General features: G+C 59.5%; 23 protein-coding genes. 14 read left to right on the forward strand and 9 right to left on the reverse strand.

Annotation, left to right across the window (positions count from 1 at the left end):
• Positions 1-85 precede the first annotated feature (85 nt).
• The 4 genes from mnmG (at position 86) to IG616_RS08470 (ending at position 4504) form a co-directional block, all read left to right on the forward strand.
• Complete coding sequence (mnmG, locus tag IG616_RS08455) at positions 86-1981, forward strand: tRNA uridine-5-carboxymethylaminomethyl(34) synthesis enzyme MnmG (protein WP_192147715.1); 1896 nt, start codon at positions 86-88, stop codon at positions 1979-1981.
• 1 nt (position 1982) lies between these two features.
• Entirely contained in the window at positions 1983-2654 is a 672-nt protein-coding gene (gene rsmG, locus IG616_RS08460; protein WP_192147716.1) for a 16S rRNA (guanine(527)-N(7))-methyltransferase RsmG, read from the forward strand.
• Positions 2651-3475: a ParA family protein gene (locus tag IG616_RS08465; RefSeq protein ID WP_192147717.1), complete on the forward strand. Its 825-nt coding sequence runs from the start codon at positions 2651-2653 to the stop codon at positions 3473-3475. The genes rsmG and IG616_RS08465 overlap by 4 nt, the downstream gene beginning before the upstream one ends.
• A 117-nt stretch (positions 3476-3592) precedes the next feature.
• The gene (locus IG616_RS08470; protein ID WP_192147718.1) at positions 3593-4504 is read left to right on the forward strand and encodes a ParB/RepB/Spo0J family partition protein; all 912 of its coding nucleotides are present in this window, start codon (positions 3593-3595) and stop codon (positions 4502-4504) included.
• 521 nt (positions 4505-5025) lie between these two features.
• Here the strand turns inward: IG616_RS08470 and typA are convergent.
• Entirely contained in the window at positions 5026-6849 is a 1824-nt protein-coding gene (gene typA, locus IG616_RS08475) for a translational GTPase TypA (protein ID WP_192147719.1), read from the reverse strand.
• A 214-nt stretch (positions 6850-7063) separates the two neighbouring features.
• Here typA and IG616_RS08480 point away from each other — a divergent pair, with 214 nt between their 5' ends.
• On the forward strand, positions 7064-7525 hold the full coding sequence (locus IG616_RS08480; protein WP_192147720.1) for a MarR family winged helix-turn-helix transcriptional regulator: 462 nt from the start codon (positions 7064-7066) through the stop codon (positions 7523-7525).
• Between the two features lie 61 nt (positions 7526-7586).
• Positions 7587-8801 (forward strand): multidrug effflux MFS transporter, encoded by a 1215-nt coding sequence (locus tag IG616_RS08485; RefSeq protein WP_209007378.1) that lies wholly within the window; start codon positions 7587-7589, stop codon positions 8799-8801.
• Between the two features lie 61 nt (positions 8802-8862).
• On the opposite strand, the gene IG616_RS08490 is transcribed toward IG616_RS08485, so the two are convergent.
• Entirely contained in the window at positions 8863-10437 is a 1575-nt protein-coding gene (locus IG616_RS08490) for an alkaline phosphatase D family protein (protein ID WP_192147721.1), read from the reverse strand.
• A 186-nt stretch (positions 10438-10623) separates the two neighbouring features.
• Here IG616_RS08490 and folP point away from each other — a divergent pair, with 186 nt between their 5' ends.
• Together folP and folK are read left to right on the forward strand one after the other, a co-directional pair.
• Positions 10624-11457: a dihydropteroate synthase gene (gene folP, locus IG616_RS08495; RefSeq protein ID WP_209007379.1), complete on the forward strand. Its 834-nt coding sequence runs from the start codon at positions 10624-10626 to the stop codon at positions 11455-11457.
• Complete coding sequence (folK, locus tag IG616_RS08500) at positions 11454-11957, forward strand: 2-amino-4-hydroxy-6-hydroxymethyldihydropteridine diphosphokinase (RefSeq protein WP_192147722.1); 504 nt, start codon at positions 11454-11456, stop codon at positions 11955-11957. The genes folP and folK overlap by 4 nt, the downstream gene beginning before the upstream one ends.
• A 2-nt stretch (positions 11958-11959) precedes the next feature.
• Here folK and IG616_RS08505 read toward each other — a convergent pair whose 3' ends face one another.
• Positions 11960-12412 carry a TspO/MBR family protein gene (locus IG616_RS08505; RefSeq protein WP_192147723.1) on the reverse strand — a complete coding sequence of 151 codons (453 nt, stop codon included), beginning with the start codon at positions 12410-12412 and terminating at the stop codon, positions 11960-11962.
• 880 nt (positions 12413-13292) lie between these two features.
• Between IG616_RS08505 and IG616_RS08510 the strand changes: the two genes are divergently transcribed.
• The gene (locus tag IG616_RS08510) at positions 13293-13871 is read left to right on the forward strand and encodes an acyloxyacyl hydrolase (RefSeq protein ID WP_192147724.1); all 579 of its coding nucleotides are present in this window, start codon (positions 13293-13295) and stop codon (positions 13869-13871) included.
• Positions 13872-13947: 76 nt separating this feature from the next.
• On the opposite strand, the gene IG616_RS08515 is transcribed toward IG616_RS08510, so the two are convergent.
• Together IG616_RS08515 and IG616_RS08520 are read right to left on the reverse strand one after the other, a co-directional pair.
• Positions 13948-15168 (reverse strand): argininosuccinate synthase, encoded by a 1221-nt coding sequence (locus tag IG616_RS08515; RefSeq protein WP_192147725.1) that lies wholly within the window; start codon positions 15166-15168, stop codon positions 13948-13950.
• A 155-nt stretch (positions 15169-15323) separates the two neighbouring features.
• Positions 15324-15962, reverse strand: coding sequence for a TetR/AcrR family transcriptional regulator (locus IG616_RS08520; RefSeq protein ID WP_209007380.1), 639 nt, complete (start codon positions 15960-15962; stop codon positions 15324-15326).
• A gap of 136 nt (positions 15963-16098) precedes the next feature.
• On the opposite strand from IG616_RS08520, the gene IG616_RS08525 reads away from it, so the two are divergent.
• The 3 genes from IG616_RS08525 to IG616_RS08535 all read left to right on the forward strand — a co-directional run bounded on the left by IG616_RS08525 (position 16099) and on the right by IG616_RS08535 (position 20713).
• Entirely contained in the window at positions 16099-16560 is a 462-nt protein-coding gene (locus IG616_RS08525) for a (2Fe-2S)-binding protein (RefSeq protein ID WP_192147726.1), read from the forward strand.
• 3 nt (positions 16561-16563) lie between these two features.
• Complete coding sequence (locus IG616_RS08530) at positions 16564-18756, forward strand: xanthine dehydrogenase family protein molybdopterin-binding subunit (RefSeq protein WP_192147727.1); 2193 nt, start codon at positions 16564-16566, stop codon at positions 18754-18756.
• A 403-nt stretch (positions 18757-19159) separates the two neighbouring features.
• Positions 19160-20713 (forward strand): OpgD/OpgG family glucan biosynthesis protein, encoded by a 1554-nt coding sequence (locus IG616_RS08535; protein ID WP_192147728.1) that lies wholly within the window; start codon positions 19160-19162, stop codon positions 20711-20713.
• Positions 20714-20980: 267 nt separating this feature from the next.
• Here IG616_RS08535 and IG616_RS08540 read toward each other — a convergent pair whose 3' ends face one another.
• The 3 genes from IG616_RS08540 to IG616_RS08550 all read right to left on the reverse strand — a co-directional run bounded on the left by IG616_RS08540 (position 20981) and on the right by IG616_RS08550 (position 23710).
• Positions 20981-21469, reverse strand: coding sequence for a hypothetical protein (locus tag IG616_RS08540; RefSeq protein WP_192147729.1), 489 nt, complete (start codon positions 21467-21469; stop codon positions 20981-20983).
• Positions 21470-21717: 248 nt separating this feature from the next.
• Positions 21718-22866: a dual-specificity RNA methyltransferase RlmN gene (rlmN, locus tag IG616_RS08545; RefSeq protein ID WP_246476173.1), complete on the reverse strand. Its 1149-nt coding sequence runs from the start codon at positions 22864-22866 to the stop codon at positions 21718-21720.
• A 334-nt stretch (positions 22867-23200) separates the two neighbouring features.
• Complete coding sequence (locus tag IG616_RS08550; RefSeq protein ID WP_192147731.1) at positions 23201-23710, reverse strand: invasion associated locus B family protein; 510 nt, start codon at positions 23708-23710, stop codon at positions 23201-23203.
• 265 nt (positions 23711-23975) lie between these two features.
• Here IG616_RS08550 and IG616_RS08555 point away from each other — a divergent pair, with 265 nt between their 5' ends.
• Positions 23976-24542 carry a sigma-70 family RNA polymerase sigma factor gene (locus IG616_RS08555; protein ID WP_192147732.1) on the forward strand — a complete coding sequence of 189 codons (567 nt, stop codon included), beginning with the start codon at positions 23976-23978 and terminating at the stop codon, positions 24540-24542.
• Positions 24543-24559: 17 nt separating this feature from the next.
• On the opposite strand, the gene IG616_RS08560 is transcribed toward IG616_RS08555, so the two are convergent.
• Positions 24560-25111, reverse strand: coding sequence for an RNA methyltransferase (locus IG616_RS08560; protein ID WP_192147733.1), 552 nt, complete (start codon positions 25109-25111; stop codon positions 24560-24562).
• A gap of 170 nt (positions 25112-25281) precedes the next feature.
• Here IG616_RS08560 and IG616_RS08565 point away from each other — a divergent pair, with 170 nt between their 5' ends.
• Positions 25282-26256 carry an NADPH:quinone oxidoreductase family protein gene (locus tag IG616_RS08565; protein ID WP_209007405.1) on the forward strand — a complete coding sequence of 325 codons (975 nt, stop codon included), beginning with the start codon at positions 25282-25284 and terminating at the stop codon, positions 26254-26256.
• Positions 26257-26280: the final 24 nt, after the last annotated feature.

Here is a 26280-nt window from a genome sequence, read left to right on the forward strand (position 1 = left end):
AGGGCATCCAGGCTCACCTTCAGACATTTTTCAATCAAGGGCGATAGATCCGTTTGTGCGGATCTTTGACCGGCGGACGTTGGCTATGACATCTGGCGCAGTGACAACTGACAGCAAGTTTGATTTCGATGTGATCGTGATTGGTGGCGGACATGCGGGCTGTGAAGCCGCTGCCGCATCGGCCCGTCTCGACGCGAACACGGCGCTGGTGACCCATCGCTTCGACACCATCGGGGTCATGTCCTGTAACCCTGCCATCGGCGGTCTGGGCAAGGGACATCTGGTGCGTGAGATCGATGCGCTGGACGGCCTGATGGGCAGGGTCGCCGACAAGGGCGGCATCCAGTTCCGCATGCTCAATCTGCGCAAGGGACCGGCGGTGCGGGGGCCACGTGCCCAGGCAGACCGGAAACTTTACCGGGAAGCCATGCAGGCCGAGATCGCTGCGACGGAGAACCTGACTGTCGTGGAAGGGGAGGCGGACCGCTTTCTCTTTGAAGATGGGTCCATCACGGGTGTAACTTTGGCTGATGGACGGGTGCTTTCCTGTGGCGCTGTGGTTCTCACCAGCGGCACCTTCCTGCGCGGTCTGATCCATATCGGTGACAAGAAGATCCCGGCTGGACGTCAGGGTGAAGGCCCGGCCATGGGCCTCAGCCAGTCACTGGAAGAGATCGGCTTTGAGCTTGGCCGTCTGAAGACCGGAACGCCGGCCCGTCTTGATGGCCGAACGATCGCCTGGGACAAGCTGGAAGTTCAGCCTGGTGACGAAAACCCGATCCCGTTCTCAACGCTGACGGACAAGATCGAGACACCGCAGGTTCCGTGCCACATCACCCGCACGACCCCCGAAACCCATCGGATCATCCGGGAGAACCTTTCCCGCTCGGCGATGTATTCCGGTGAGATTAAGGGCCGTGGCCCGCGCTACTGTCCCTCTATCGAAGACAAGATAGTCCGCTTTGGTGACCGGGACGGGCACCAGATCTTCCTGGAGCCTGAAGGTCTGGATGATCACACGGTCTATCCGAACGGCATCTCCACCTCCATGCCGGAGGACGCTCAGATTGCGTTCCTGCGGACCATTCCGGGTCTTGAGAACGTCACCGTTCTACAGCCGGGCTACGCCATTGAATATGACCACGTGGATCCGCGTGAGCTGAAGGCAACCTTAGAGGCCAAGCGCTGTAAGGGTCTCTTTCTGGCAGGTCAGATCAACGGCACCACCGGTTATGAAGAGGCCGGCGCTCAGGGTCTTGTTGCGGGCCTGAATGCTGCGCTGAAGGTCCAGGGCAGGGATCCCTTCGTGGTGGACCGCTCCGCTGGCTACATGGGGGTGATGATCGATGACCTCATCACCCGGGGGATCACTGAGCCCTACCGGATGTTCACGTCCCGCGCCGAGTACCGCTTGTCCCTTCGGGCCGATAATGCGGACCAGCGGCTGACACCACTTGGCATTGCCCTTGGATGTGTGTCTGAGCGCCGTCGAGTTGCTTTCGAAACGAAGATGCAGCGGATTGAGGAAACCCGGAGGCTGCTTGAGTCTCTCACAGTGACCCCGAATGAAGCGCAGAAAAAAGGGCTTCCTGTGAACCAGGACGGCATCCGCCGCAGTGCCTTTGATCTGCTGGCCTATCCGGATATGACCGTCGAGAAGCTTCAGGCGGTCTGGCCGGAGCTTGCCGATATCGATCTGCAGATCATCGAGCAGGTCGCCACAGACGCGCTCTATGCGGTCTATCTGAACCGCCAGGCCGCTGACATTGAGGCGCTGAAGCGGGACGAGGCACTTGTCATTCCGGAAGGCTTTGATTTCGACCGGCTGGCAGGTCTTTCCAATGAACTAAAGCAGAAGCTGTCTCTCGTCCGCCCGGCCACGCTCGGTCAGGCTTCCCGTATGGACGGGATGACGCCGGCCGCCCTGACCCTGATCTTGTCTCAGCTTAAGCGTCGAGACGCTGCGAAGGGGGCGGCTTGAGATGGGGACTAATCTGCTGAAAAGCTCTGGAGAAGCTGTGTATAAGCTGGGGGGTGTTTCACGTGAAACAGTGGAAAGACTCCAAATCTATGTCGACCTGGTGCTCAAGTGGCAACCCGCTCAAAACTTGATTGCGCCTTCGACCATTCCCGATATCTGGACCCGTCATGTCGTTGATAGCCTCCAGACAAAGCGGACGCTGCCTGAGGCAAAGGTCTGGGTCGATATCGGCAGCGGTGCGGGCTTTCCAGGTGTTGTTACCGCTATCCTTCAGGCCGATGCCCCCGAGGCACATGTTCACATGATCGAGAGCAACCAGCGCAAGGCAGCCTTCCTGCGAACAGCTCTGCGCGAGACTGGTTCACGTGGAACAGTGCATCCGGGCCGGATCGAGTCGGTTGCGAAATCATGGTCTCATGGTCCGGTAGATGCGGTTTCCGCCCGGGCTCTGGCTTCTCTGGACCTGCTTTTGGACTTGTCCGAGCCCTTCACAAGCCAGGGTGCGGTGTGCGTTTTCCACAAAGGTCAAGATTTTCAACGAGAAGTTAACGAAGCGTCTCACGCTTGGACATTCGACATGGTAGAAAAGAAAAGCATTGTTGATCCCTCGAGCCGGATGCTTATGCTTTCCAAAGTTTCCCGCCAGCTCAGCCAGGAAGGTGTCGGTTCATGAGCATGCTTCCAGAAACACCACGGGTTCTTGCCCTCGCCAATCAGAAGGGCGGGGTTGGCAAGACAACGACCGCCATCAATCTTGGCACGGCGCTGGCCGCTATCGGCGAGAAGGTCCTGGTGATCGATCTCGACCCGCAGGGCAACGCCTCCACGGGTCTGGGCATCGAGCGCAGGGATCGTGGCTTGTCGACCTATGACGTGCTCAGCGGCGACTGTTCGCTGGATGAGGCGATCAAGGATACGGCTGTGCCGCGTCTCTGGGTGGCTCCGTCCACCATGGACCTTCTCGGCCTTGAGCTTGAGATCGCATCGTCCGGTGATCGGGCTTTCCGGCTTCGCGCAGCCGTTGAGCAGTTGACCCGGTCACGCCTGTTTCAGGAAATCGGCTTCACCTATGTTCTGGTCGATTGTCCGCCGTCACTGAACCTTCTGACGATCAACGCTCTTTCTGCGTCCCACTCCATCCTGGTGCCGCTTCAGTGTGAGTTTTTTGCTCTCGAAGGTCTCAGCCAGCTGCTCAGCACGGTGGAGCAGGTGCGCAATGCCCTGAACCCGCAGCTGACCATCCACGGTATCGTTCTGACCATGTACGACAGCCGCAACAACCTGTCTTCTCAGGTGGTGGCTGATGTACGCGAAACGATGGGTGATGCCGTCTACGACACCGTTATCCCCCGGAATGTCCGCATCTCAGAAGCGCCGTCCTACGGCAAGCCGGCCTTGCTTTATGACCTGAAATGTTCGGGAAGCCAGGCCTATCTGCGCCTCGCGTCAGAGATCATTCAGCGGGAGCGGGACTTGCGCCGCGTCGCGGCTTAAGGCAAGAGCGGCAATTCAGGAAACGAGTCGGTTCCGATACGGTCTGGGCCAGGACCGTAGGAGGCCCCGTTTCCGTCAGGCAAGCGATAGAAAACGAAAAGAAAGACCAGGTGCGGCATGGCTGAAGAAGGTAGCAGGAACAAACGGCTGGGTCGTGGCCTGGCGGCGCTGATTGGCGATTCCGCTGTTCATCAGGAAGCTGCCGTTCCCGAGCGTGTGCATCGGGACGTCCGTAAGGTGCCGATTGAAAACCTGGTTCCGAACCCGCGTAACCCGCGCAAGACCTTCACGGAAAAGGATCTGTCGGATCTGACGGAGTCCTTGCGTGTCAAGGGCATCGTGCAGCCGATCCTGGTGCGCCCGGCGGCAGGGTCCAATGACCGCTTTGAAATCATCGCTGGTGAGCGCCGCTGGCGGGCGGCGCAAAGGGCAGGGCTTCATGAAGCTCCGATCATCATCCGCGATGTGACGGATCAGGAAGCGCTTGAGCTTGCGATCATCGAGAACGTTCAGCGTGCCGACCTGAATCCGATCGAAGAAGCAATGGGCTACGACCAGCTCACCGCTGAGTTTAATTACAGCCAGGGCGAACTGGCCAAGATGATCGGTAAGAGCCGCAGCCACGTGGCCAACACCATGCGCCTGTTGAAGCTGCCAAACTCGGTGAAGGACTACCTGGCTGAAGGTCTTCTGACCGCTGGTCACGCCCGTGCTCTGATCACGGTGGAAGATCCGGCGGCGCTGGCTGAAGTGATCGTCGAGAAGGGGCTGACCGTCCGCGACGCTGAGAAGCTGGCACAGGATCCGGAAGCCCTCAAAAAGCTGCTCTCAGGCATCAAGACGGCCGGTCCCAAGGTCGAGAAGGATGCGGACACCAAGGCCCTGGAAAAGCGTCTGACGGACGTTCTGGGGCTCAAGGTGGTGGTCGGCCACAAGAAGGGCAGGGAGAGCGGTGATCTCAAGATCAAATACACTTCTCTCGAACAACTCGACGAAATCTGCCGCAAGCTGGGCGTGGAAACCCGCTGATCCAGACATTGGTCTGATTGGATTCGGATCCGAAAGAGATTTTAGAAAGGCCGGGGCGATGCTCCGGCCTTTTTGAGGTTGATGACAAACCTAAGGCTTCAGGACTTTCTCTCCTTGCCGTCCCGGCCTTGAGCCGGGACCTGTAAAAACCCTATTTCTTTCAATAGAATAAGTAGACGGTAGATCCCGGATCTTCGCTTCGCTACGTCCGGGAAAGCGCAGTGGTGGGGTTTTTCAGCAGTCTGAAAGGCCGGACAACGCTCCGGCCTTTTTATTGTCTCACCAGTCTGTTCTGGGGTCCCAAGAAGTCACGTATCGGAAAAGTGCACGTGACTTCGGTTAAGTTATTGATTTTTATTAATTATCAAAGCGTCTATTTGTTTCCAAAGCGATACATGCACACCCTGAAACCACCGATAGGGCAGGGGGCTTACTGTTCATCTGCGATCCGCTCAGCACAAACAAAAACGGCGGCCCGTGAAGGCCGCCGTTCTTGAAGACTGACTGTCTTTTGCCTGAAATCAGGCAGTTGCCTTGTTGGCCGCGCGTTCTGCACGCTTACGGTCGTTCGGATCCAGGATCGCCTTGCGAAGACGGATGGATTCCGGGGTGACTTCCACCAGTTCGTCGTCCGCGATGTAGGACAGAGCGGCTTCCAGTGTCAGGCGCTTCGGCGTGGTCAGCTTGACCGCGTCGTCCTTGCCTGCCGAACGGATGTTCGTCAGCTGCTTGCCCTTCAGAACGTTTACTTCCAGGTCGTTGCCGCGGGTGTGCTCACCGATGATCATGCCCGCGTAAACCTTGGTGCCCGGGTCGATCATCATCGGACCACGGTCTTCCAGGTTGAACAGCGCGTAGGCAACGGCCTCGCCCTGGGCGTTGGACAAAAGCACGCCGGTGTGGCGGCCCTGGATCGGACCACGGAACGGCTCGTAAGCGTGGAACAGGCGGTTGAAGATTGCTGAACCGCGCGTGTCGGACATCAGTTCGGCCTGGTAACCGATCAGACCACGGGTCGGAGCGGTAAAGACCAGACGGGTGCGGCCACCACCGGACGGGCGCACCTCCAGAAGGTCAGCCTTGCGTTCCTGCAGCTTCTGAACCACGGCGCCGGAGAACTCTTCATCGACGTCGATGATGACTTCTTCGATAGGCTCAAGGCGGTTGCCATCCTTGTCATACTGGAAGACGACGCGCGGACGGCCAACGCCCAGCTCGAAGCCTTCACGGCGCATGTTTTCGATCAGGATCGCGAGCAGAAGTTCGCCACGGCCGGAGACGATAAAAGCATCCGGCTCGTCGGTTTCTTCCACCTTCAGAGCCACGTTGCCTTCGGCTTCCTTGAGCAGGCGCTCGCGGATGACGCGGGACTGAACCTTGGTGCCTTCGGTGCCTGCCAGCGGGCTGTCGTTGACGCGGAAGGTCATGGACAGGGTCGGCGGATCGATCGGCTGGGCGGTCAGCGGCTCGTTGACTTCCGGTGAGCAGAGCGTGTCTGCCACGGTTGCCTTGGTCAGGCCTGCGATGGAGACAATGTCCCCGGCTTCACCCTGCTCGATGGCCTGACGTTCCAGACCGCGGAAAGCGAGGATCTTGGACACGCGGCCAGTTTCGACCTGCTTGCCATCGCGGCTCAGTGCCTTGATGGGCATGTTCGGAACGGCGGTGCCCGAGACGATGCGGCCGGTCAGAATGCGGCCCAGGAACGGATCGGACTGGATCGTGGTGGCGAGCATCTTGAAAGCGCCCGGCTCAGCGGAAGGCGGAGCAACCTTGTCGAGCACCATGTCGAACAGCGGTGCCATGCTGTCCTTCGGGCCGTCCGGCTCGGTGGACATCCATTCCTGCTTGGCAGATCCGTAGAGAACCGGGAAGTCCAGCTGCTCTTCGTTTGCATCCAGAGACGCGAACAGGTCAAACACTTCGTCGAGAACTTCGTCGGCGCGCTGCTCCGGCTTGTCGATCTTGTTGATGGCAACGATCGGCTTCAGGCCGAGCTTCAGGGCCTTACCAAGCACGAACTTGGTCTGCGGCATCGGGCCTTCAGCTGCGTCCACCAGCAGAACCACACCGTCAACCATGTGAAGGATACGCTCGACCTCACCACCAAAGTCGGCGTGGCCCGGGGTGTCCACGATGTTGATGCGCGTGTCGTTCCAGACCAGCGAGGTGACCTTGGCAAGAATGGTGATGCCGCGTTCACGCTCGATGTCGTTGCTGTCCATCATGCGCTCTTCGGTCCGCTGGTTGTCGCGGAACGCGCCGGATTTCTTCAGCAGAACGTCGATAAGGGTAGTCTTGCCATGGTCGACGTGTGCGATGATGGCGATATTTCGGAGTTTCATGTCAGGCTCCAAAAAGACACTGCGGGCCTTTGGGGCCCGCAGGTGTGTCTTGGCTCTCGTTTTCCGGGATTCAGCCTGCTCGGCCGAAATTTGCGCCCTATATAGTCCGAATGGCGGATTTGTGCAATGCGGCGGTGGTCGTTTGAGGCAGACTGGCTTGACATCCTCCTGCACTGGGCTAGATTATAAGGTATCCTTATTAATTGGAGCGCAGATGAAGCCTCTTGCCCCGGACTCGAGCATCACGCTCATGATTGTTGATACGGCCCGCCTCCTGCGCAAAAGGTTCGAGATCGCTCTTTCTCATGTTGAGACTGGACTGACGGTCTCTGAGGCGCGGGCACTGGCGATTATCTGGCGCAATCCGGGGCTCCGGCAAACCGCGCTTGCCGATCGGATGAACGTGGAGCCCATGACCCTCGTCGGCTATCTGGACGCGCTGGAAAAGGCCGGACTCATTGCCCGCCAGGCTGATCCGAGTGACCGGCGCGCCAAGCTGGTTGTTTTGACCGAGGAAGCCGATCCTGTTCTCGACAAGATCGGCATGGCCATGACTGAGCTCCGTGCCGAAGTCCTTGCCGGGGTGTCCCAGGAAGAGCAGAAATTGCTTGAAGGCCTTCTTGGAACGCTGAAGGGAAATCTTTTGAGCGGCGAAGCCGGTAACTGCAACAGGTAACCCACATGTTGGCCCGGATCCTGATGCAAACGCATCATCCCGGTCAGGAACTATCCATCAGATGAAAATGGAAACTCTCTCGCTCCCTTCACCGCCCATGAGCGTGCTGCGGACGTCGATCCTCGGTGCGGCTCTTGTTGCCATCGGGCCGATCACCATGGCTCTTTATACGCCCGCCATGCCGGCGCTGGCGGCGGATTTCGGCACGTCGGAATCCATGATCAAGCTGACACTGACGGCGTATTTCGCCGGCTTTGCAGTCACACAGCTTCTGTGCGGCCCCCTCACCGATGCCTTTGGCCGCAAGCCTATAACACTCGCCTTCCTGACCCTCTATCTCGCTTCAACGCTGCTGGCGAGTTTTGCGCCCACGGTGGAGTGGATGATGATTGCCCGCACCCTGCAAGGGATCGGTGCTGCTGTCGGGATCTCGGTATCGAGATCCATCGTACGGGACCAGTATACCGGGCAGCAGTCCGCCCAGATCATGAACACGGTCGCGACCATGCTGGCGCTCGGGCCTGCGGTCTCCCCTACTCTCGGCGGATTTATCCTCGAACTCTTCGGCTGGCGGGAAATCTTCTACTGCATGATCGGTTATGGCCTGATCCTGATGGTTGCAGTGGCGCTGTTTCAGCCGGAAACCAACAGGTTCCTATCGCTCTCCAACATTCATCCGGGACGGCTGCTGCGCAATTACAGCACCTTGCTGAAGGACAACCGTTTCTTGCGGCCTAGCCTCCTTCTCGGCTTTTGTCTTGGCAACATCTACACCATGGCGACGGTTCAGCCTTTTGTTCTCATTCACGTGGTCGGGCTGTCCCCGTCCCAGTTCGGCATGGGCATGATGCTGCAATCCTTCTCCTTCATCACCGGAACGCTTGTCTCGGGCCGCCTGCTCAAGCGGCTGGACGCAGAACGTCTGGTGCCGATCGGCATGGCGGGCATGCTGACCGGAGCGATTGCCATGTTCGTGCTGCTGCGGGTGTTTCCACCCAGCTATCTGACGGTTATGGGGCCTGTCGGTATCTTCGCCTTCTTTCTCTCGTTTGTGCTGCCGGCTTGTCTCACCAACGCCATGCGGGACTTTCCGCAGATTGCTGGCGCGGCGTCTTCCATGGTCGGTTTCCTGCAATTTGGCGGCGGTATCGCGGGCAGTCTCGTAATCGCCTCCCTGGGCGATCCGCTTCTGGGCATGCAGACCATTGTGCCCGCCATGCCGATTACCGGCATTCTGATCTATCTGCTGATGGGAATGGGGGCCAAGAAGGCCTAAAAGCAAACAGGGAGTGCGTTTGCACGCACTCCCCTCTTCAATCTTCCAGATAATCCGGGGCTTAGCCCTGGCGGATCGGGTCCAGCGTCACTTTGTGCAGTTCAACATCGTCGCGGTCCATCAAGCGGACTGTGAGCTGTTCGGTCTGGCCGTCAATGTCGACGAGGCCGAAGAACTGCAGGCCCATGGACGGGGCCAGATTGACGCCCTGCTCTGCGGTCGGAGCCTTCACGAACTTCACTTCCGGACCGAAGGTCATGTCCAGGTCGTTCGGGCCGAAAGTTCCGGCGTGGATCGGACCGGAGACGAATTCCCAGAAGGGCTTGAAGTCCTGGAACTGGGCCTTGTCCGGGTTGTAGTAGTGAGCGGCGGTGTAGTGAACGTCGGCGGTCAGCCAGACGATGTTGTCGATATCAGCCGACTTGATGAAGCGCAGCAAATCGGCGAACTCCAGTTCCCGGCCCTTCGGCGCGCCATTGTCGCCGTTTGAAACGGCTTCAGTCCGCTTTTCCCCGTTCACCGTGTCCCAGACGCACAGGCCGATCGGCATGTCGCAGGCGATGACTTTCCAGGTGGCGCGGGAGTTGATCAGCTCACGCTTCAGCCAGGCAAGCTGTTCTGCACCGAGGATCTGGGACTGCGCGGTGATCTCGTCCTGCATGCCATCCGCATTCGGGCCGCGGTAGGAGCGCAGATCCAGGAAGAACACGTCCAGCAGCGGGCCGTAAGCGATCTTGCGGTAGATACGGCCAGGTTCCGCCGGCACATAGCGGATCGGGGTCAGTTCGTGGAAGGCCTGTGCGGCGCGGGCGGCCAGAACCTGAACGTTCTTTTCCGTGTAGCGGTCATCGGCGGTCAGATCCTTCGCGGCTGACCAGTTGTTGACCACTTCATGGTCGTCCCACTGGAAGAAGGTCGGCACTTCCGCGTTGAAGGCGAGCAGGTTCTCATCCATCAGATTGTATTTCCACTGGCCGCGGTACTCGTCCAGCGTTTCGGCGACCTTTGACTTTTCCTCTGTTACAAGGTTCTTCCAGATCGTGCCGTCCTTCATCTCGACGGTTTCCTTCAGCGGGCCATCGGCATAGATGGTATCGCCGGAGTGGATGAAGAAGTCCGGGCTATGCTTGGCCATGGTGGCATAGGTCTTCATGCCGCCCTTGTCCTTGTCGATACCCCAGCCCTGTCCGACCGTGTCACCGGACCAGGCAAAGCGCACATTGCGGCGGGACCCGGGCGCAGTGCGGAAACGGCCTACGACCGGCTCCGACAAGGCATTGACGTCATTGAGATCGGCGAAGGCAACGCGGTAGAAGATCTCCTGATCGGAGGGCAGACCTTCCAGCAGGCGCTTTGCGGCAAAATCTCTGTCCGGGAATGCGTTGATCGGTGCCAGGCGCGTCGGGTTCTCAAACGAGCCGGTCGTATCGAATTCCACCAGCATCTTCGCGGGACGGTCGGTGCGGGCCCAGATCATGCCGGAGTTTGCATCCACATCGCCGGATTGCAGACCATGTGTCACCATCGGGCGGGACGAGGCACGTGAAATGGCCGGCATGGCAAGTCCGCTGGCATAGACCAGGCCAGTCGCGGCGGACGACTTCAAAAAAGAGCGGCGGGAAAAACGCGGGTTCATATGCTGGCTCCAAAGCTGGCGGATGGCGGCGGCCACCCTTTATTGCCCGCATTCAATGCCGTCAGTTCCTGACAGTGCGATTAAACCTTCGTGACAGCCAGCCGAAGATTTCATGACAGCGGGCCTGCTCCCGTCTTGACCTTGCCCGCCGGAGGCGTCACACAGCCGCAAACGGGATTGAAACCTATGCAATCTGATCGCACCGCCTATGTATTGCCAGCTTTGGCCGATGCCGGGGCGCGGGCCCATGTGATGGGCATTTTGAATGTCACGCCGGACAGTTTTTCCGATGGCGGACGGCATGATGATGCGGAAGGTGCCCTAGCCCATGCTCGGCTGATGATCGCAGAAGGCGCGGATATCATCGATATCGGCGCGGAAAGCACGCGTCCCGGCTCAGCTCCCGTTTCACAGCAACAGGAATGGGACCGGCTCCGGTCGATCATAGAACCTGTGGCCGCGCTCGGCGTGCCTGTTTCTATCGACACCTACAAGGCAGAGACCGCCCGTCTCGCCTGTGCCGCTGGAGCTGTCATCATCAATGATGTCTGGGGCCTGCAGAAGGATCCGGCCATGCCGGAGATCGCAGCAGATACTGGTGCGTATGTCGTCATGATGCACAACCGTATGGAGGCGGATACTTCGATTGATATCATGTCGGACATCGACCGCTGGTTCGAGCGCTCCATGGAACTGGCGGACAAGGCTGGCATTCCGCGCGAAAAGCAGATCCTTGATCCCGGTTTCGGCTTCGGCAAGACGATGGACCAGAACTTCCTGGTGCTGAACCGTTTGCAGGAGCTGTCCAAACATGGGCTGCCGATCCTGGCCGGCGCGTCACGCAAGCGCATGATCGGAGCGGTTTTGAATGTCGAGACCGGTGAGCGGCTGTTCGGGTCTCTTGCGGTCCATCTGATCGCGATGCAGAAGGGGGCCGATATCGTGCGCGTGCATGATGTGCGGGCCCATGCGGATGCAGCCCGCATTCTGGCGGCCACCCGTGCGGAGAAAGTTCTATGAACTCCGGAAACCGTCCTGTCCGTGCCGCCCTCGGCCTCGGATCGAATATGGGGGACACGCGGGCGCATCTGGAGGCAGCGGTTGCGCGGCTGGATCAGAGCGAAGGCATCAAGGTTCTGGCCCGCTCGTCCGATTACCGCACCCCGCCCTGGGGACCGGTGCCGCAGGACGACTACCGCAATATCTGCCTGACTATCGAGACCAGCCTCTCCCCCCGTCAGCTTCTCGACCGGTGCCTGAGGATCGAGAAAGATCTCGGGCGGATCCGGGATGTGCGCTGGGGTCCAAGGATCATCGACATCGACGTGCTGATCTATGGTCAGGACAAGGTGGATGAAGAGCACCTCACCATTCCTCATCCGCGCATGGGCGAGCGGGCCTTTGTTCTGGTGCCGCTTGTCGAGATCTGGCCTGATGCGCCGATCGGGGACGGCCGGACGGCCGAGGAAGCCCTTACGACCTGCCCGGATGTCGCGGATGTTGTTCTCCTGCGCGACTGAACTCAGTTCAGTGTGTAGAGGCTGATGTTCAGATAGGCCGCGAAGGAAATCCAGAGCGCATAGGGTACGAAACAAAGGGCTGCGATGCGGTCCCGGTTCCAGGTCAGGCGCAGGAACAACAGGATCGCGGCAAGCATTGCCAGGATAATCACGGCACCTGCGCCCAGATTATGGAGGCGGAAGACCACGGGACTCCAGGCGAAGTTGAGCAGCATCTGTGCCCACCAGGTCAGAAAGGCAGCGGAAGCGCTGCCCAGCAGCCAGGTGCGCCATCCGGCAATGGCAATCAGCACGTACAGTGTCGTCCAGGCCGGGGCGAACAGCCAGTTCGGTGGGGTCAACGCGGGTTTTTCGAGCCCCTGATACCAGGGACCGGGCAGATTGGTTGCCCCGATGAAAAGGCCTATGCCGAGAACTGCGGCAAGAAAGGCTGCAAGACCAAGCCAGCGTCGCATTGGAGACTTCCTTCAGGGTTTTGCCGCCATGGACCGGACGAGGGAGACAAACGCATTCATATGAAAGCGGGCTTGGTCCGGCAGCGGCGCAAATTCTTGTCCATAAGGACATTTAGAGCGGGACAGACAGCCTGACCAGCAAGGGCTTTCACCTAGCGTATCGAGATGGCCGCAGCACCTTTCAGCATCATATCCGCGCCGGGCATCAATGGCGCAGGCTGGACAGGCGGCAATGCAGGGTTTGGCCTCGCAGCCAGGGCAAGGCCCCTGCCCGGCGGGTTGGCCAGGAATTTCTGCTTTGCGGCTTGAGAGAAAGGCCGCCCGCAGGCCTGCCCAGGGGCCGTATGTTTCATGAACCAGAACGCCGAGAGGGCTGGGTGAGAAACCGCCGGTCCTGAGTGCCCATTGCTGGAATGGATGGTAGGGCGGCCCCTCAAAGGGAAACAGTGCTGCAAGACCAGCCTCCCCGGCCAATGCGGAGAGAACACGCCTGGTGAAGCGGTCCAAGGGATCGGTTCCGCCGTCCCGGCTTTCCGGTGCGGACCGGTAGGCTTGCCAGAATTCCACGCCCACACTGCCTATCAGAAAGACAGCCGCCGCCGGTCGGCCATCAGGCAAATAGACCTGTGGACCATCTGGGTCCGGATGAAAGCCACCGAGCAGCTTGAAACCTTCCCCGGCAATCCGGGCAGTTAGTTCTGGAAGGTGGTGCTGTGGGTTGGACATGGTGCGACATCAATGCTCTTGCCGGGATCTTTGGCAAGGGGCAAGCTTCCTTCGAATTCTTCGGCCAGCCGGTTTATTTCTGTTGTCACCGTGATCTGGATGACCATAATCGGAATAGTTTCGAAGCAGTGCAAGTTTCGGGTGGGGGAGCGATATGAGGTTTTTTCTCGGGGCTGCCGTGAGCAGTATCTTGTCGTTGTCTGCTATTACAGGCACCGCTCATGCGGCAGACTTGGAAGCATCCTCGGCTCCTATCCTTTCCGGCCTCTACAGTGAATTACGTGGCGGTGCGCTCTATCACGACATGGAGGATCATGAGTCTGGCGCCGACATCAACGCGGAGATCCTCAGCCGCTGGGCCGGGCTTCAGTTCACGATTCCCGTTGCCGGCATGCATGCGATGCTGCGTCCGCATCTGGGTGCGAACCTCAATCTGTCGGGTGATACCAGTGCGGTTTATGCCGGCTATACGCTCACGGTGGATTTAACGGACCGGATCTTCGTTGAAGGTGGTTTCGGCGGTATGGCGCATAACGGCAAGCACGATGCAAGAAACCCGGACAGGCTTTCGCTTGGATGCAGTCTTCTTTTCCGTGAGTCTGCCTCTTTGGGAGTGCGTGTGACCGATCATTTCAACGTCTCGGCGATGATCGAGCATTCATCGAACGGCGGCGCCTGCGAGCCGAACAATGGTCTGACCAATGCGGGTGTTCGTATTGGCTATATGTTCTGAAAAAATAACGCCGAGCTGACCAGGCTGTGAGCATAGAAGAAAGGGCGCCGCGAGGCGCCCTTTCTGGTTGGTAAGCTCAGCCGAGCTGGTTGCGCTTGGCGAGCGTGCGCAGGCGCAGGGCGTTCAGCTTGATGAAGCCTGCGGCGTCCTTCTGGTCGTAGGCGCCGTGGTCGTCTTCGAAGGTCACCAGAGCTTCCGAGTAGAGTGACTTCGGGCTTTCGCGGCCAGTGACGATGACGTTGCCCTTGTAGAGCTTCAGCGTCACTTCGCCTTCCACATGCTCCTGGCTCTTGTCGATCAGGGCCTGCAGCATTTCGCGCTCCGGAGAGAACCAGAAGCCGTAGTAGATCAGCTCTGCGTAGCGCGGCATGATCTCGTCCTTCAGGTGGGCTGCGCCACGGTCCAGAGTGATGGACTCGATGGCACGGTGTGCCGACAGAAGGATGGTGCCGCCCGGGGTTTCATAAACGCCGCGGCTCTTCATGCCGACGAAGCGGTTTTCGACCAGATCGAGACGGCCGATGCCGTTGTCGCGGCCATAGTCGTTCAGCTTGGCCAGCAGAGTTGCCGGAGACATGCGCTCGCCGTTGATGGAGACCGCATCACCGCGTTCGAAGCCGATCTTGATGATGGTTGCCTTGTCCGGTGCTGCTTCCGGGGAAATGGTGCGCATATGCACATATTCCGGAGCTTCGATTGCCGGGTCTTCCAGAACCTTGCCTTCTGAAGACGAGTGCAGAAGGTTGGCGTCCACGGAGAACGGTGCTTCGCCCTGCTTGTCCTTGGAAACCGGGATCTGGTTTTCCTCGGCGAATTTTAGAAGATCGGTCCGGGACTTGAAGGACCAGTCGCGCCACGGGGCGATGATCTTGATGTCCGGGTTGAGCGCATAAGCGGACATTTCGAAGCGGACCTGGTCGTTACCCTTGCCGGTTGCGCCGTGAGCAATCGCGTCAGCGCCGGTCTTCTTTGCGATCTCGATCAGGTGCTTGGAGATCAGCGGACGGGCGATGGAGGTGCCCAGCAGATAAACGCCTTCATAAACGGCATTGGCGCGGAACATCGGGAAAACGAAATCGCGGACAAATTCTTCGCGCACGTCCTCAATGAAAATTTCCTTGATGCCGAGCATTTCGGCTTTCTTGCGCGCCGGCTCCAGCTCTTCGCCCTGACCGAGGTCGGCGGTGAAGGTCACGACTTCCGCGCCCAGTTCGGTCTGAAGCCACTTAAGAATGATTGAGGTATCAAGGCCGCCGGAGTAACCGAGCACGACCTTCTTGATGTCACCATGCGCCATGGGAGTATCCGTTTAAGCTAGTGTCTGAGGCCCTGCCGGGCCGTGAAAACTCCGGCGCAATTTAGCCGGTAAATGCGGCAGTGCAAGGGGAGAAACCGGGGTTAGACCATGCGGCCCCGGAAGAGATCCATCCAGGATCCGGGAGGAGGCCGCAGTCAGGCTTTCTCCGTACCATAACGGCTGAGGAACATGTCGACGGTTTCATTGATGATCCGCTTCATTTCCTCGTGGGTCGCAACATCTTCCCCGAACATCTTCGGATAAAAGCCACGCGCCTTGATCAGGCCGAGAAACTGTTCGGCCGCCGTTAATGTGTCCGTGATGGCCAGATGCCCGCTTTTAACTGCCGCATCCAGAAAGGTCTTCATGATCAGGACCATTTCCATGCGCCTGTTCATGTGTGAGGCAAGATCCGGATCCCTGAGGATTTCACCCAGAACCATCTTCACCATCGACATGGCGCATGGGTCAGTCAGCAGTTTCCCCTGGCTCCAGCCAAGCCGGACCAGCTCGTCGCGGATAGGTGCGTTTGGATTGAAGGAAACTTGCAGAGAGGATTGCACCCGCCCGGCCAGACACTCGGTAATGGCCTTGAACAGGGCTTCCTTGCTTTCGAAGTGATTATAAACCGTTCGTTTGGAAACCTGGGCCCGCTCGGAAATCCGGTCCATGCTCGCACCGGCAAAGCCTCTTTCCTGAAACTCGGCAATGGCCGCTTCAATGATCTGCTTGTTCTTCTGTTCCGCTAACGCCATTCCCGAATGTGCCCGCCGTTCCAGAGCGTGATTTTTCACGCCAGTGATCTTGAATCCCTCTATCCATGTTCCCATGTAAACTATTCAGTTTACTTTCTTGCTCGGAAGCATTCAAGTTGCACTGAAAAGTTTACCCCCTTTAGCCATTTCCTACAAGCCGAGGGAGCACTGGGATATGTCCATATCTCTTACTCTAAACGGGACTTCCCGTACAATTGACGCAGATCCCGAAACACCCCTTTTGTGGGTCCTTCGCGATGAACTTGGAATGACAGGCACCAAGTTTGGTTGTGGTATCGCCCAATGCGGCGCGTGCACCGTGCATCTGGACGGTATGCCCATAAGATCCTGCCAGACGCAGATCGGCGATCTGGAAGGCAGCAGCATCACGACAATTGAAGGGGTTTCCGGCAAGGCTGCCGATGCCGTCCGCTCTGCCTGGGAAGAGCTTTCCGCGGCGCAGTGCGGCTATTGCCAGTCCGGACAGATCCTGGCTGCGTCCGCTCTCCTGAGTGAAACGCCGAAGCCGACGGATGATGACATCGACGCCGCCATGGACGGGAATGTCTGCCGGTGCGCCACCTATGCCCGCATCCGCCAGGCCATTCATGTTGCGGCTGAAAAAATGGGGGCCTGAGCCATGTTTCATTTCATGAAGGATCAGATCCAGGCTGCAAAGCCTTCCCGCCGCAGCTTTCTCAAGATGTCCGCAGCCGGTGCCGGCGGTTTCATTCTGGCGGCCAGCCTGCCGGGTGCTTCCCGCAAGGCCGCAGCAAGCGGGGGCGAGTTCGCCCAGCCATTCGTTCACATTCGCCCGGACAACAAGGTTGTCGTGCTGATCAAGCATCTCGACATGGGTCAGGGCAACGCAACCGGACTTGCGACCCTGATTGCGGACGAGATGGATGCTGATGCTGCCCAGGTCGAGACCAATTTTGCCCCCGCCAATGCCGAGCTCTACAAGAACCTGGCCTTTGGCATGCAGGGCACAGGCGGCTCGACCGCCATGGCCAATTCCTTCCAGCAGTATCGTGCTGCCGGGGCAGCGGCCAAGGCCATGCTCGTGGCGGCTGCCGCGCGCAAATGGGGCGTGCCGGTTTCTACGATTACCGTCTCCAAGGGCGTAGTCACTTCCACCAGCGGCCAGTCGTCAAATTTCGGCGATCTCGCTGCTCTCGCGGCCAATGAGGATATCCCGGCTGAACCGGTCCTCAAGACACCGGACCAGTGGGTCTATATCGGCAAGTCCTTCCCGCGGGTGGATGTGCCGGCCAAGAGCCGAGGCAGCGTCGGTCTGTATGGTATGGATCATCAGGCGGAAAACATGCTTGTGGCGGTGCTTGCCCGTCCGCCCAGATTTGGAGCGGTTCCCGCCGGTTTTGATGCGGCCAAGGCGCGTGAGGTGAAGGGTGTCGTGGACGTGGTCCAGGTGCCGAGCGGTGTTGCCGTTCTGGCGACCTCGACCTGGCCTGCCATTGCTGGCCGCGATTTGCTTGCGGTGACCTGGGACGAAAGCGGCGCGGAAACCCGCGGCACGGACGAGATGGCCAAGGAACTTGCCGGCATGACGGCAACCAAGGGCATTTCTGTTCCCGGCAGCCATGGAGATGCGGAAGCTGCCATCGCTTCGGCTGCCAAGGTGATCGAAGTCGACTATGCATTCCCGTTCCTGGCTCACGCTCCGATGGAACCGCTCGACATCACAGTATTCTTTGATGGCGAGAAGGCCGAGTTCTGGACGGGATCCCAGTTCCAGACCATCGATCAGATGGTTTCGAGCAGGATCCTTGGCCTGACACCGGACAAGGTCACCATCAACACAAGCTGGGCAGGCGGGTCCTTCGGCCGCCGTGCGCAGCCGGACAGCCACTATTTCGCCGAGGCGGCCCTGATCGCCAAGGCGCGGCTGGAGGCAGGCAATGCCGCACAGCCGATCAAGGTGGTCTGGACCCGTGAGGATGACATCCGCGGCGGGTACTACCGTCCAATGGTCTCCCACAAGGCCAAGGTGGGCTTTGACGACAAGGGACAGGTTACCGGCTGGAGCCACCGGGTCGCGGCAAAGTCCATCATGCAAGGCACCGCTTTCGAGCAGTTCGCCATGAAGGATGGTGTCGACTCGACCTCGGTCGAAGGGATCGGCGAACTGCCCTATGAACTGCCGGCTTTCCAGACCGAGGTTCACAACGCCAAGACGCCGGTTCCAGTGCTGTGGTGGCGTTCGGTCGGGCACACCCACACGGGCTATGTGGCCGAAACCATGATGGACCGGCTGGCAAAGGAAGCGGGTGAAGATCCGCTGGACTACCGGCTGAAGCGTATCAAGAACGAGCGCCTTGCCGGTGTTCTCAAGCTGGTTGCCGAAAAGGCCAACTGGAGCACACCCCTGCCCGAGGGCCGCTACCGTGGCATTGCGGCGGTGGAATCCTTTGGGTCTTATGTGGCGGAAGTTGCGGAAATCTCATTCCGGGAAGACGGGACCGTGAAGGTTGAAAAGGTGACCTGCGCGGTCGATTGCGGCCTGCCGGTCAACCCGGACAACATCAAGGCCCAGGTGGAAGGTGGCGTTGGTTATGGCCTTGGTGCGGTTCTGCGCAACGAGATCACCATGACGGACGGCCAAGTGGATCAGTCCAACTTCGACACATATCTGCCGCTTCGTATGACCGACATGCCGGAGGTCGAGGTTCATATCGTGCCTTCGACCGAAGCCCCGACGGGCATCGGCGAGCCGGGAACGCCTCCGGTCGGGCCTGCGGTTGCCAATGCGATTGCAGCGGCAAAGGGCGAGTGGGTGACCGAACTCCCCTTCTCCCGCCATGGGTATGCCTGACCTATTGGTTAAACCCGGACAGGACTTTCGCACTTCTTTTAAGGCCGCCTTCGGGCGGCCTTCATAGTGCTGAAAACCCAGCCTCCGCGCCTTCCCGGACGCAGCGAAGCGGAGGTCCGGGATCTCCCGTCTATTTTCGCTAGTAAAAACAATGTGTTTTTAGACAGGTCCCGGCACAAGGCCGGGACAGCGCGGAGAAAACTCGCGAAGCTTCGGGTTGTCATCAATCTCAGGCCGCCTTCGGGTGGCCTTATTTCTTGGCGAAGAACAAATTTGCTGTAGCGCAGGTTGCAGCATGAAACTCCGCTTGCAAGCTTTGTGGAGTTCCCTGTAATAACCGCGCCCTGCTGGAGACTGGTAAAGTTGGACCGGCTTCTGGGCCTTTGTTCTCCAAGGGTGATCCATGCGCGTCTCTTTCTCCCGTCTGTTTTTCCTCGCCGCTTTCCTTGCGACGAGCGCCGCTCATGCGGGTGCTCTGTCCGGCCTGCGCGGCACGCCAACCCCCTTCACGTTTGACACGGTCATCGATGAAGCCCGCAAGCTGGCAGCCTCTCCCTACAAGGAGCAGCAGGTCCGTGCGGCTGAAACACTTGAAAAAATCGACTATGATGCTCACTGGAAGATCCGCTTCAAGCCGGAAGAAACAGTCGATATTGCACCGGGCGTGCCGGTTCAGTTCTTCCACACCGGCCGGTTCTTCAAGCTGCCGGTGAAGCTGAACGAGGTTGCCGACGGTCATTCCCGCGAGATTCTCTACAATCCTGCCTATTTCGACATGCCCGAGGACAGCCCGGCCCGCGATCTTCCGGCCGACATCGGCTTTGCCGGCTTCCGCGTCATGCGTCCGGACCTGAAGACGGACTGGATCTCGTTCCTGGGCGCTGCCTATTTCCGCACGGACGGCCAGTCCCATCAGTATGGCCAATCGGCCCGCGCTCTTGCGATCGATACGGGCCTCTCCAAGCCGGAAGAGTTTCCGCGTTTCACGGCTTTCTGGTTCGAAGCGCCAAAGTCAGACCAGGAAACGATCACGATCTACGCTCTGATGGATTCCCCGTCCGTTGCTGGCGCCTACAAGATGACCATGCTCAACCGGGAAGGTGAAGGCCAGGTTATGGACATCGACAGCCACCTGTTCTTCCGCGCTCCGGTGGAGCGGCTGGGCATCGGTCCGCTCACCAGCATGTACTGGTACTCGGAGACCAACCGGTCAACCGGACTGGACTGGCGCCCCGAAGTGCATGACACGGATGGGCTGGCTATTGTCAGTGCCGAGGGCGAACAGATCTGGCGTCCGCTGAACAACCCGCGCGCCCTGCGCACCTCGACCTTCTCCGCCAACAACGTCAAAGGCTTCGGCCTTGCGCAGCGTGACCGGGTTTTTGAAAACTACGAGGATGACGGCGTCTTCTACAACAAGCGCCCGTCTGTCTGGATCGAACCAACCCAGCCCTTTGGCGATGGTGCTGTTCAGCTGGTCGAGATCCCGACCGATGACGAGATCTTCGACAATATCGTTGCCTATTTCATCCCGAAGGATCTTCCCGCCGCCGGCAGCGAAAAGCACTTCGCCTACCGGATGTACTGGAAGGACGCTCATCCGCTGCCGCCCGCAGGCGCCCGTGTTGTTGCGACCCGCGGCGGTCAGGGCGGCGTTCCGGGCCAGTCCCGGCCTCAGGACCAGATCAAGATGGTGGTTGAGTTCGAGGGGCCCTCTCTGGAGGGGCTGACGCAGGCGGATGGCGTTACGCCGGTCATCGAGCTGTCAAAGGGGGAAGCGATCAACCCCTATGTCCTGCCGGTGGTCGGCACGAACCGCTGGCGGATGGTGTTCGACACCAAGGTGTTCGATCACGAACCAATCGAGGCGCGGGCCTATCTCAAGAAGGGCGATGACGTCCTCACCGAGACCTGGCTGGGCCAGCTCTCCCACGAGATCGTCGCCAAGCCGCGGTGAGGCGGCTACTGCGTGAATACTGAAAAGGCCGCCCAACCGGGTGGCCTCAGACTGCTGACAAACCCCACCACCGCGCTTTCCCGGACGTAGCGAAGCGAAGATCCGGGATCTATTGCCTATTTATTCTATTGAAAGAAATAGGGTTTTTAGACAGGTCCCGGCTCAAGGCCGGGACGGCGCGGAGAAAAATCCTGGAGACCTGGGTTTGTCATCAACCTCTGGCCGCTCATTGGGTGGCCTTTTTGTATTTGCAGAAGCCTTCTCGGATCATGCCTTGCGCAAGCGCACCACTGCCGCCGTGGTCAGGCCGAAGATCAGGTGGCCGGCCAGCGATGCCCAGGCGAGCGGAATGAAACCGAGGAAAGGCGGCAGTCCGGCGATGAGATGGGCCATGATGTAGAGGGCAAAGACCCACAGCCCCGCGCCGAAGCCAAGACCGACGATCCACCAGGGCAGGAAGGGCGTTACGACACGCGCAATGGGCCGGGCGATGAACAAGTATCCAAGCGGGTAGAACACAACGCCGACGACGCCGTGAATGATCTCTGCCAGCGTCCGGCTGGAAAGGCCGAAAACGGATTGCACCAGCGCTGCCGGTTCCAGCGGACCACCCACCAGGTGAGGCGTAATGCCCCTTGCCCAGACCTCCCAGAGAAGATCGGCGGCAATACCTGCGAGGACTGCCGTCACGAGCGTGGCAAGTGTGGAGGGTGGAAACAGCGGCCGGGAAGCCGGGTGAGAAGAGCTTGCGGTCATATTGGCCCCTGGAAACGGATTGGCGGGAAATGTCTAGCGTTCCGCCAAGCTCGCTCCAAAATCCGATCCGCGCAACTCACGCTTTGATCAGAAATTCTCGCGGAAACTCACGCAATGCGCATAAGGGTCTCACCGGATGGTGAGATCTCCGTCATCGATCAGGCGCTTGCGCCGGGCAAAGAGGCCATAGCCCACAAAGCAAGTGCGCGAGGCTGGTCAGCCGGCCCCGCTTTCTCGTTGCCACGGGATCAGGCAGCCGTTCCTGTATCCCGGTCCTTCTTGCGCATGCGCTCGGAAGCGGACTTCAGCTGGCCGCAGGCTGCGAAAATATCGCGGCCACGGGGCGTGCGGATCGGCGATGCGTAACCGGCACGGTTGACGATGTCCGCGAATTCCTCGATCCGGTCCCAATCGGAACACTCATATTCAGACCCCGGCCAGGGGTTGAAGGGGATGAGGTTGATCTTCGCCGGAATGCCCTTGAGCAGGCGGACAAGGTCGAGAGCGTCCTGATTGCTGTCGTTTACACCTTTCAGCATCACATACTCGAACGTGATGCGCTTGGCGTTGGACAGGCCCGGATAGGCCCGGCAAGCGTCCAGAAGCTCCCTGATCGGCCACTTCTTGTTGATCGGCACCAGCACATCGCGCAGATCATCGCGAACCGCGTGGAGCGAAATGGCGAGCATGCAGCCGATTTCATCGCCGGTGCGGGCGATTTCCGGCACGACACCGGAGGTTGACAGGGTGATGCGGCGCTTGGAGAGGGACAGGCCATCCCCGTCAGAGGCAATCAGCAGCGCCTTTTTCACGTTCTCGAAATTATACAGCGGCTCGCCCATGCCCATCATGACGATATTGGTGACCATGCGCCCTTCGGAGGGAACGATGGCGCCCTGGGGGGTGCTGGTGTCCGGGAAATCGCCGAGCCGGTCGCGGGCCATGAGGACCTGGGCCAGGATTTCTTCCGAGGTCAGGTTCCGGACCATGCGCTGCGTGCCGGTGTGGCAGAACGTGCAGGTCAGCGTGCAGCCTACCTGGGACGAAACGCAGAGCGTTCCCCGGCCCTCTTCCGGAATGTAGACCGTTTCGACCTCGACCGGGCGGCCAGCGCCACGGGCGGGGAAACGGAAGAGCCACTTGCGGGTGCCGTCGACAGAAATCAGTTCGCTGACGATTTCCGGCCGGGCAATGGAGAAAGCCTCTGCCAGCTTGGCGCGCAGATCCTTGGCGATGTTGGTCATCAGCGAAAAGTCGGACACACCGCGCACATAGAGCCAGTGCCAGAGCTGAGACGCGCGCATGCGGCGCTGCTTTTCCGGAATGCCGATGCTGGCCATGGCATCCGCAAGCTCTTCCCGGCTCAGGCCGATCAGAGGCGGCTTGTCTTCACTCATGACAGGCGCGATCACGGCAGCTGGGGCCTGATCATTTGCGGGCTGTGCTGCTTCCGGGCGGGATGCAGTCACGGACGGCGCATTGGGGTTGTCCCGCGCGATATCGAGCGTCATGGCCATTCTAGAGATCCGTTGTGTATCTGGCTTGCCGGCCCTGATGAAACGCCGGGGCCATATCCGCGCCGGTCCAGTTGGCCGCGCAGGCATCTTTTCTGCCCCGCTGAAAACCACAGAAAGGGCAAAAAATCAAGCTTCTTGCCTGGGCGGCAGCTATGCCGCAAATGCAAAAGGGCCGGCGAAGCGCCAGCCCTTGTTACAATTCAGGCTGATCCGGTCAGCGGCAGGCTGCGGAAGCCGTGTCCATGGCTGCGGAAACGCCCGACAGCGAGAACTTGTAGGATGTCTGGGTGCCGCGGCTGGACTGGGCACTGATCGACATTTCACGGCCAGCGCGCATCGCTGCGATCAGCTGCTCTTCGGTGGCTGCGTTTTCGACCCATGCACCGTCGTTCTTGGTGAACAGCGAGAAATTCGTGCCATCCACGTTCACGGTCACGTTGGAGTTTTCCTTGAGCGGATATCCCACCAGAAGGCTCGGCTCATTGGTCACACCTTCGCTCGGGCGGGTGGAGACGAAGAAGAAGACATCCCCGTGGTTCCGGTCACCCGGCAGCATCTGCGTTGGTTTGGTCAGTGCATAGCACACTTTCCCGCTGCCACCTGAGTGGGTATAGGCTGCCCAGTCCTTTTGCTGCTTAAGCAACGTCGGGGTTTGAGCAAATGCCGCTGCACTCGACAAAACCAGGCCGATAAAGGCCGCTATCAGCGTTTTTGCTTGCATCATCTCCACACCGTTTATGCTTGCGATTGCCTGTCAAAGACAGTTCGAATGCCATCTGACATATAAACCTTGCTTTAATGATAACTTAAAGCGGGTTACGAAAGGGTTGAGACCAGCCAGAAGCTGGACAATTTATACAGCTCTTGCTGCAATTTCTCATTGATGCGACCGTTTGAGGATAAATCAGGCGACAGTGTGGCGTCAGGGACTTCCGTAATCTGGCTAAGGCGATTAGATAAGGCTGTCGGCAGCGATTTAAGGGAAACAGGTGAGCCTGCTTCAATACCATTCGGAGCTTATCACGAGGGTTGCAGCCGATCGCGACAAGGCCGCATTTTCCGAGCTCTTTGACTATTTCGCACCACGCCTGAAAGGCTATCTCATGCAGCAGGGTGCGGATGACGCTGCAGCGGAGGAAATTGCCCAGGATGTGATGGTGACACTTTGGCGCAAGGCGGATTTGTTCGATCCGGCCAAGGCGTCCGCCAGCACCTGGCTCTACCGGATTGCCCGCAACCGCCGCATAGACCGCCTCCGCCGGCAGAAATCCGCAGCACTCGATCCGGAGGATCCATCTCTTCACCCTTCCGAAGGACCGGATGTTGCCGTGGAGATGGATGCCCGTGTCAGGGAGCAGCGGGTGCGGACGGCCATGTCTTCTCTGCCCGAGGAGCAGGAAGCTGTCGTCCGGCTTGCGTTTTTCAGAGGTCTGTCCCACAGCGAGATCGCTGATGAAACGGGTCTGCCGCTCGGAACCGTCAAATCGCGGATACGGCTGGCCTTCTCAAGGCTGAGGCAAGTGCTGGAAACCGATCAGGCGATCGATATCGACTGACCGGGAACCGGTGCGGATTACTTGCCCTGTCCGGGAACAATCCGTCCACGCCGCATGATCGGGCCGCCGCTGACATGCTGCGGAGGCACTTCTGTGGGGGCGCCGGCTCCAACCGGACGGTCCGCGTAGCGCCCAAGGGCGCGGTGGCGGTCATAAAGGACGATCGCTCCCGCCATGGCGACATTGATGCAGAATTTCGTCGGGATCTTCACCACGTGGTCACAGCGGGCCAGCATCGCCTTCGATAGCGAGCCCCGTTCCGGCCCCAGCACATAAGCTGCCTGCAACGGGTGACCGAAGCTTGGCAGGTCGATGGCGTCGTCAGTCAGCTCGATGCCGACGACCTGACATCCGCGGGGCAGATCCATCGCATCGACGGAATCCCATGAGAACAGCGGCAGATGGCCCGGGCTCTTGGACGTGTCGGAGGCCGGTGCCCGGCGTAGTTCATTGCCAGCATCCACGGTGAAGAAGAAATTGGCGCCGAAGGCATGTGCGGAACGCATCAGGTTGCCGAGGTTCATTCGTTTGGAGAGGCCCTCTGCCCCCACTGCGAAATATCCTCTCATCCGATTGTTCCTTTCCGGGCGTCTTTTATGGATGGCAGGGTACATATCGGCGGGAGGTGGGATCCGCAACCGGCCCCCGGGATAGAAAGGGAAAACTATATTCGCTTTCCTGAGAGGATTGGCGCTGGTAGGACTTCACACAGAACATGTTTCGACTGGGAGTGACCCCCTTGAAAGCCTGTCTCTGCTCATCCTACGGCCCCCCGGACACCTTGCAGATCGAGGATATTCCGGTGCCGGTGCTTGGTGATGAGGAGGTCCTGGTCCGCGTTTCCGCATGTGGCCTGAACTTCGCCGATACATTGATCATTCAGGGCAGATATCAGTTCAAACCTGACCTGCCATTTTCCCCGGGCGGGGAGTTTGCGGGCGTTGTCGAGGCCGTCGGTGGCCGGGTCGACTATGCCTCGCCGGGTGACCGGGTGATGGGTTATCAACGCTGGGGGGCCGCAAGGCAGTTTGTCGCCGCCGGAGAGGATGACATAGTTCCCCTGCCCGAAGACATCAGTTTTGAAACGGCAGCGGGTCTGACCGTTACGTATGGCACCGCAATCCATGCGTTCCGTGACCGGGCCAACTTGCAGCCCGGAGAGGTCGTTGCTGTTCTGGGGGCGTCTGGAGGTGCCGGTCAGGCGGCTGTCGAAATTGCCCGGCTGATGGGAGCGACCGTCATTGCCTGTGCGTCCTCTTCCGAAAAGCTCTGCCATGCCAGGACCCTCGGTGCGCATCACCTGGTTGATTACACGACCCAGCCCCTCAAGGAGACGCTCAAGGCTCTGACCCATGGCGCTGGGGTTGACGTCGTTTATGATCCGGTTGGCGGCGAACTGGCAGAACAGGCGCTCCGGGCGACGTCCTGGGAGGGGCGCTATCTGGTGGTTGGTTTCGCTTCCGGCGAGATCCCGCAGGTGCCGTTCAACCTGATCATGCTGAAAGGGTGCGATGTGCGCGGTGTGTTCTGGGGAGAAGCGCTGGCGCGTGATCCGCTGGGGCACCGGGAGAATATGGCCCGGTTGCTGAAGTGGGTGCAGACTGGCCGCCTGAAACCCAGCACCCATGCGGTCTATCCGCTGGATAAAATCGCCGAGGCTTTGAACGAGATCGCGGAGAGGAAGGTCCGCGGCAAGGTCATCGTCACGCCCTGACACTGCCTCCCCTCGTTGACTTGA

The organism is Roseibium litorale (assembly GCF_014842915.1).
Taxonomy (GTDB): domain Bacteria; phylum Pseudomonadota; class Alphaproteobacteria; order Rhizobiales; family Stappiaceae; genus Roseibium; species Roseibium litorale.

Bases quoted from the DNA above. Each gene is read 5' to 3' on its own strand.
- mnmG (WP_192147715.1), top strand. From the start codon at position 86: ATGACATCTGGCGCAGTGACAACTGACAGCAAGTTTGATTTCGATGTG.
- rsmG (WP_192147716.1), top strand. From the start codon at position 1,983: ATGGGGACTAATCTGCTGAAAAGCTCTGGAGAAGCTGTGTATAAGCTG.
- IG616_RS08465 (WP_192147717.1), top strand. From the start codon at position 2,651: ATGAGCATGCTTCCAGAAACACCACGGGTTCTTGCCCTCGCCAATCAG.
- IG616_RS08470 (WP_192147718.1), top strand. From the start codon at position 3,593: ATGGCTGAAGAAGGTAGCAGGAACAAACGGCTGGGTCGTGGCCTGGCG.
- typA (WP_192147719.1), bottom strand. From the start codon at position 6,849: ATGAAACTCCGAAATATCGCCATCATCGCACACGTCGACCATGGCAAG.
- IG616_RS08480 (WP_192147720.1), top strand. From the start codon at position 7,064: ATGAAGCCTCTTGCCCCGGACTCGAGCATCACGCTCATGATTGTTGAT.
- IG616_RS08485 (WP_209007378.1), top strand. From the start codon at position 7,587: ATGAAAATGGAAACTCTCTCGCTCCCTTCACCGCCCATGAGCGTGCTG.
- IG616_RS08490 (WP_192147721.1), bottom strand. From the start codon at position 10,437: ATGAACCCGCGTTTTTCCCGCCGCTCTTTTTTGAAGTCGTCCGCCGCG.
- folP (WP_209007379.1), top strand. From the start codon at position 10,624: ATGCAATCTGATCGCACCGCCTATGTATTGCCAGCTTTGGCCGATGCC.
- folK (WP_192147722.1), top strand. From the start codon at position 11,454: ATGAACTCCGGAAACCGTCCTGTCCGTGCCGCCCTCGGCCTCGGATCG.
- IG616_RS08505 (WP_192147723.1), bottom strand. From the start codon at position 12,412: ATGCGACGCTGGCTTGGTCTTGCAGCCTTTCTTGCCGCAGTTCTCGGC.
- IG616_RS08510 (WP_192147724.1), top strand. From the start codon at position 13,293: ATGAGGTTTTTTCTCGGGGCTGCCGTGAGCAGTATCTTGTCGTTGTCT.
- IG616_RS08515 (WP_192147725.1), bottom strand. From the start codon at position 15,168: ATGGCGCATGGTGACATCAAGAAGGTCGTGCTCGGTTACTCCGGCGGC.
- IG616_RS08525 (WP_192147726.1), top strand. From the start codon at position 16,099: ATGTCCATATCTCTTACTCTAAACGGGACTTCCCGTACAATTGACGCA.
- IG616_RS08530 (WP_192147727.1), top strand. From the start codon at position 16,564: ATGTTTCATTTCATGAAGGATCAGATCCAGGCTGCAAAGCCTTCCCGC.
- IG616_RS08535 (WP_192147728.1), top strand. From the start codon at position 19,160: ATGCGCGTCTCTTTCTCCCGTCTGTTTTTCCTCGCCGCTTTCCTTGCG.
- IG616_RS08540 (WP_192147729.1), bottom strand. From the start codon at position 21,469: ATGACCGCAAGCTCTTCTCACCCGGCTTCCCGGCCGCTGTTTCCACCC.
- rlmN (WP_246476173.1), bottom strand. From the start codon at position 22,866: ATGAGTGAAGACAAGCCGCCTCTGATCGGCCTGAGCCGGGAAGAGCTT.
- IG616_RS08550 (WP_192147731.1), bottom strand. From the start codon at position 23,710: ATGATGCAAGCAAAAACGCTGATAGCGGCCTTTATCGGCCTGGTTTTG.
- IG616_RS08560 (WP_192147733.1), bottom strand. From the start codon at position 25,111: ATGAGAGGATATTTCGCAGTGGGGGCAGAGGGCCTCTCCAAACGAATG.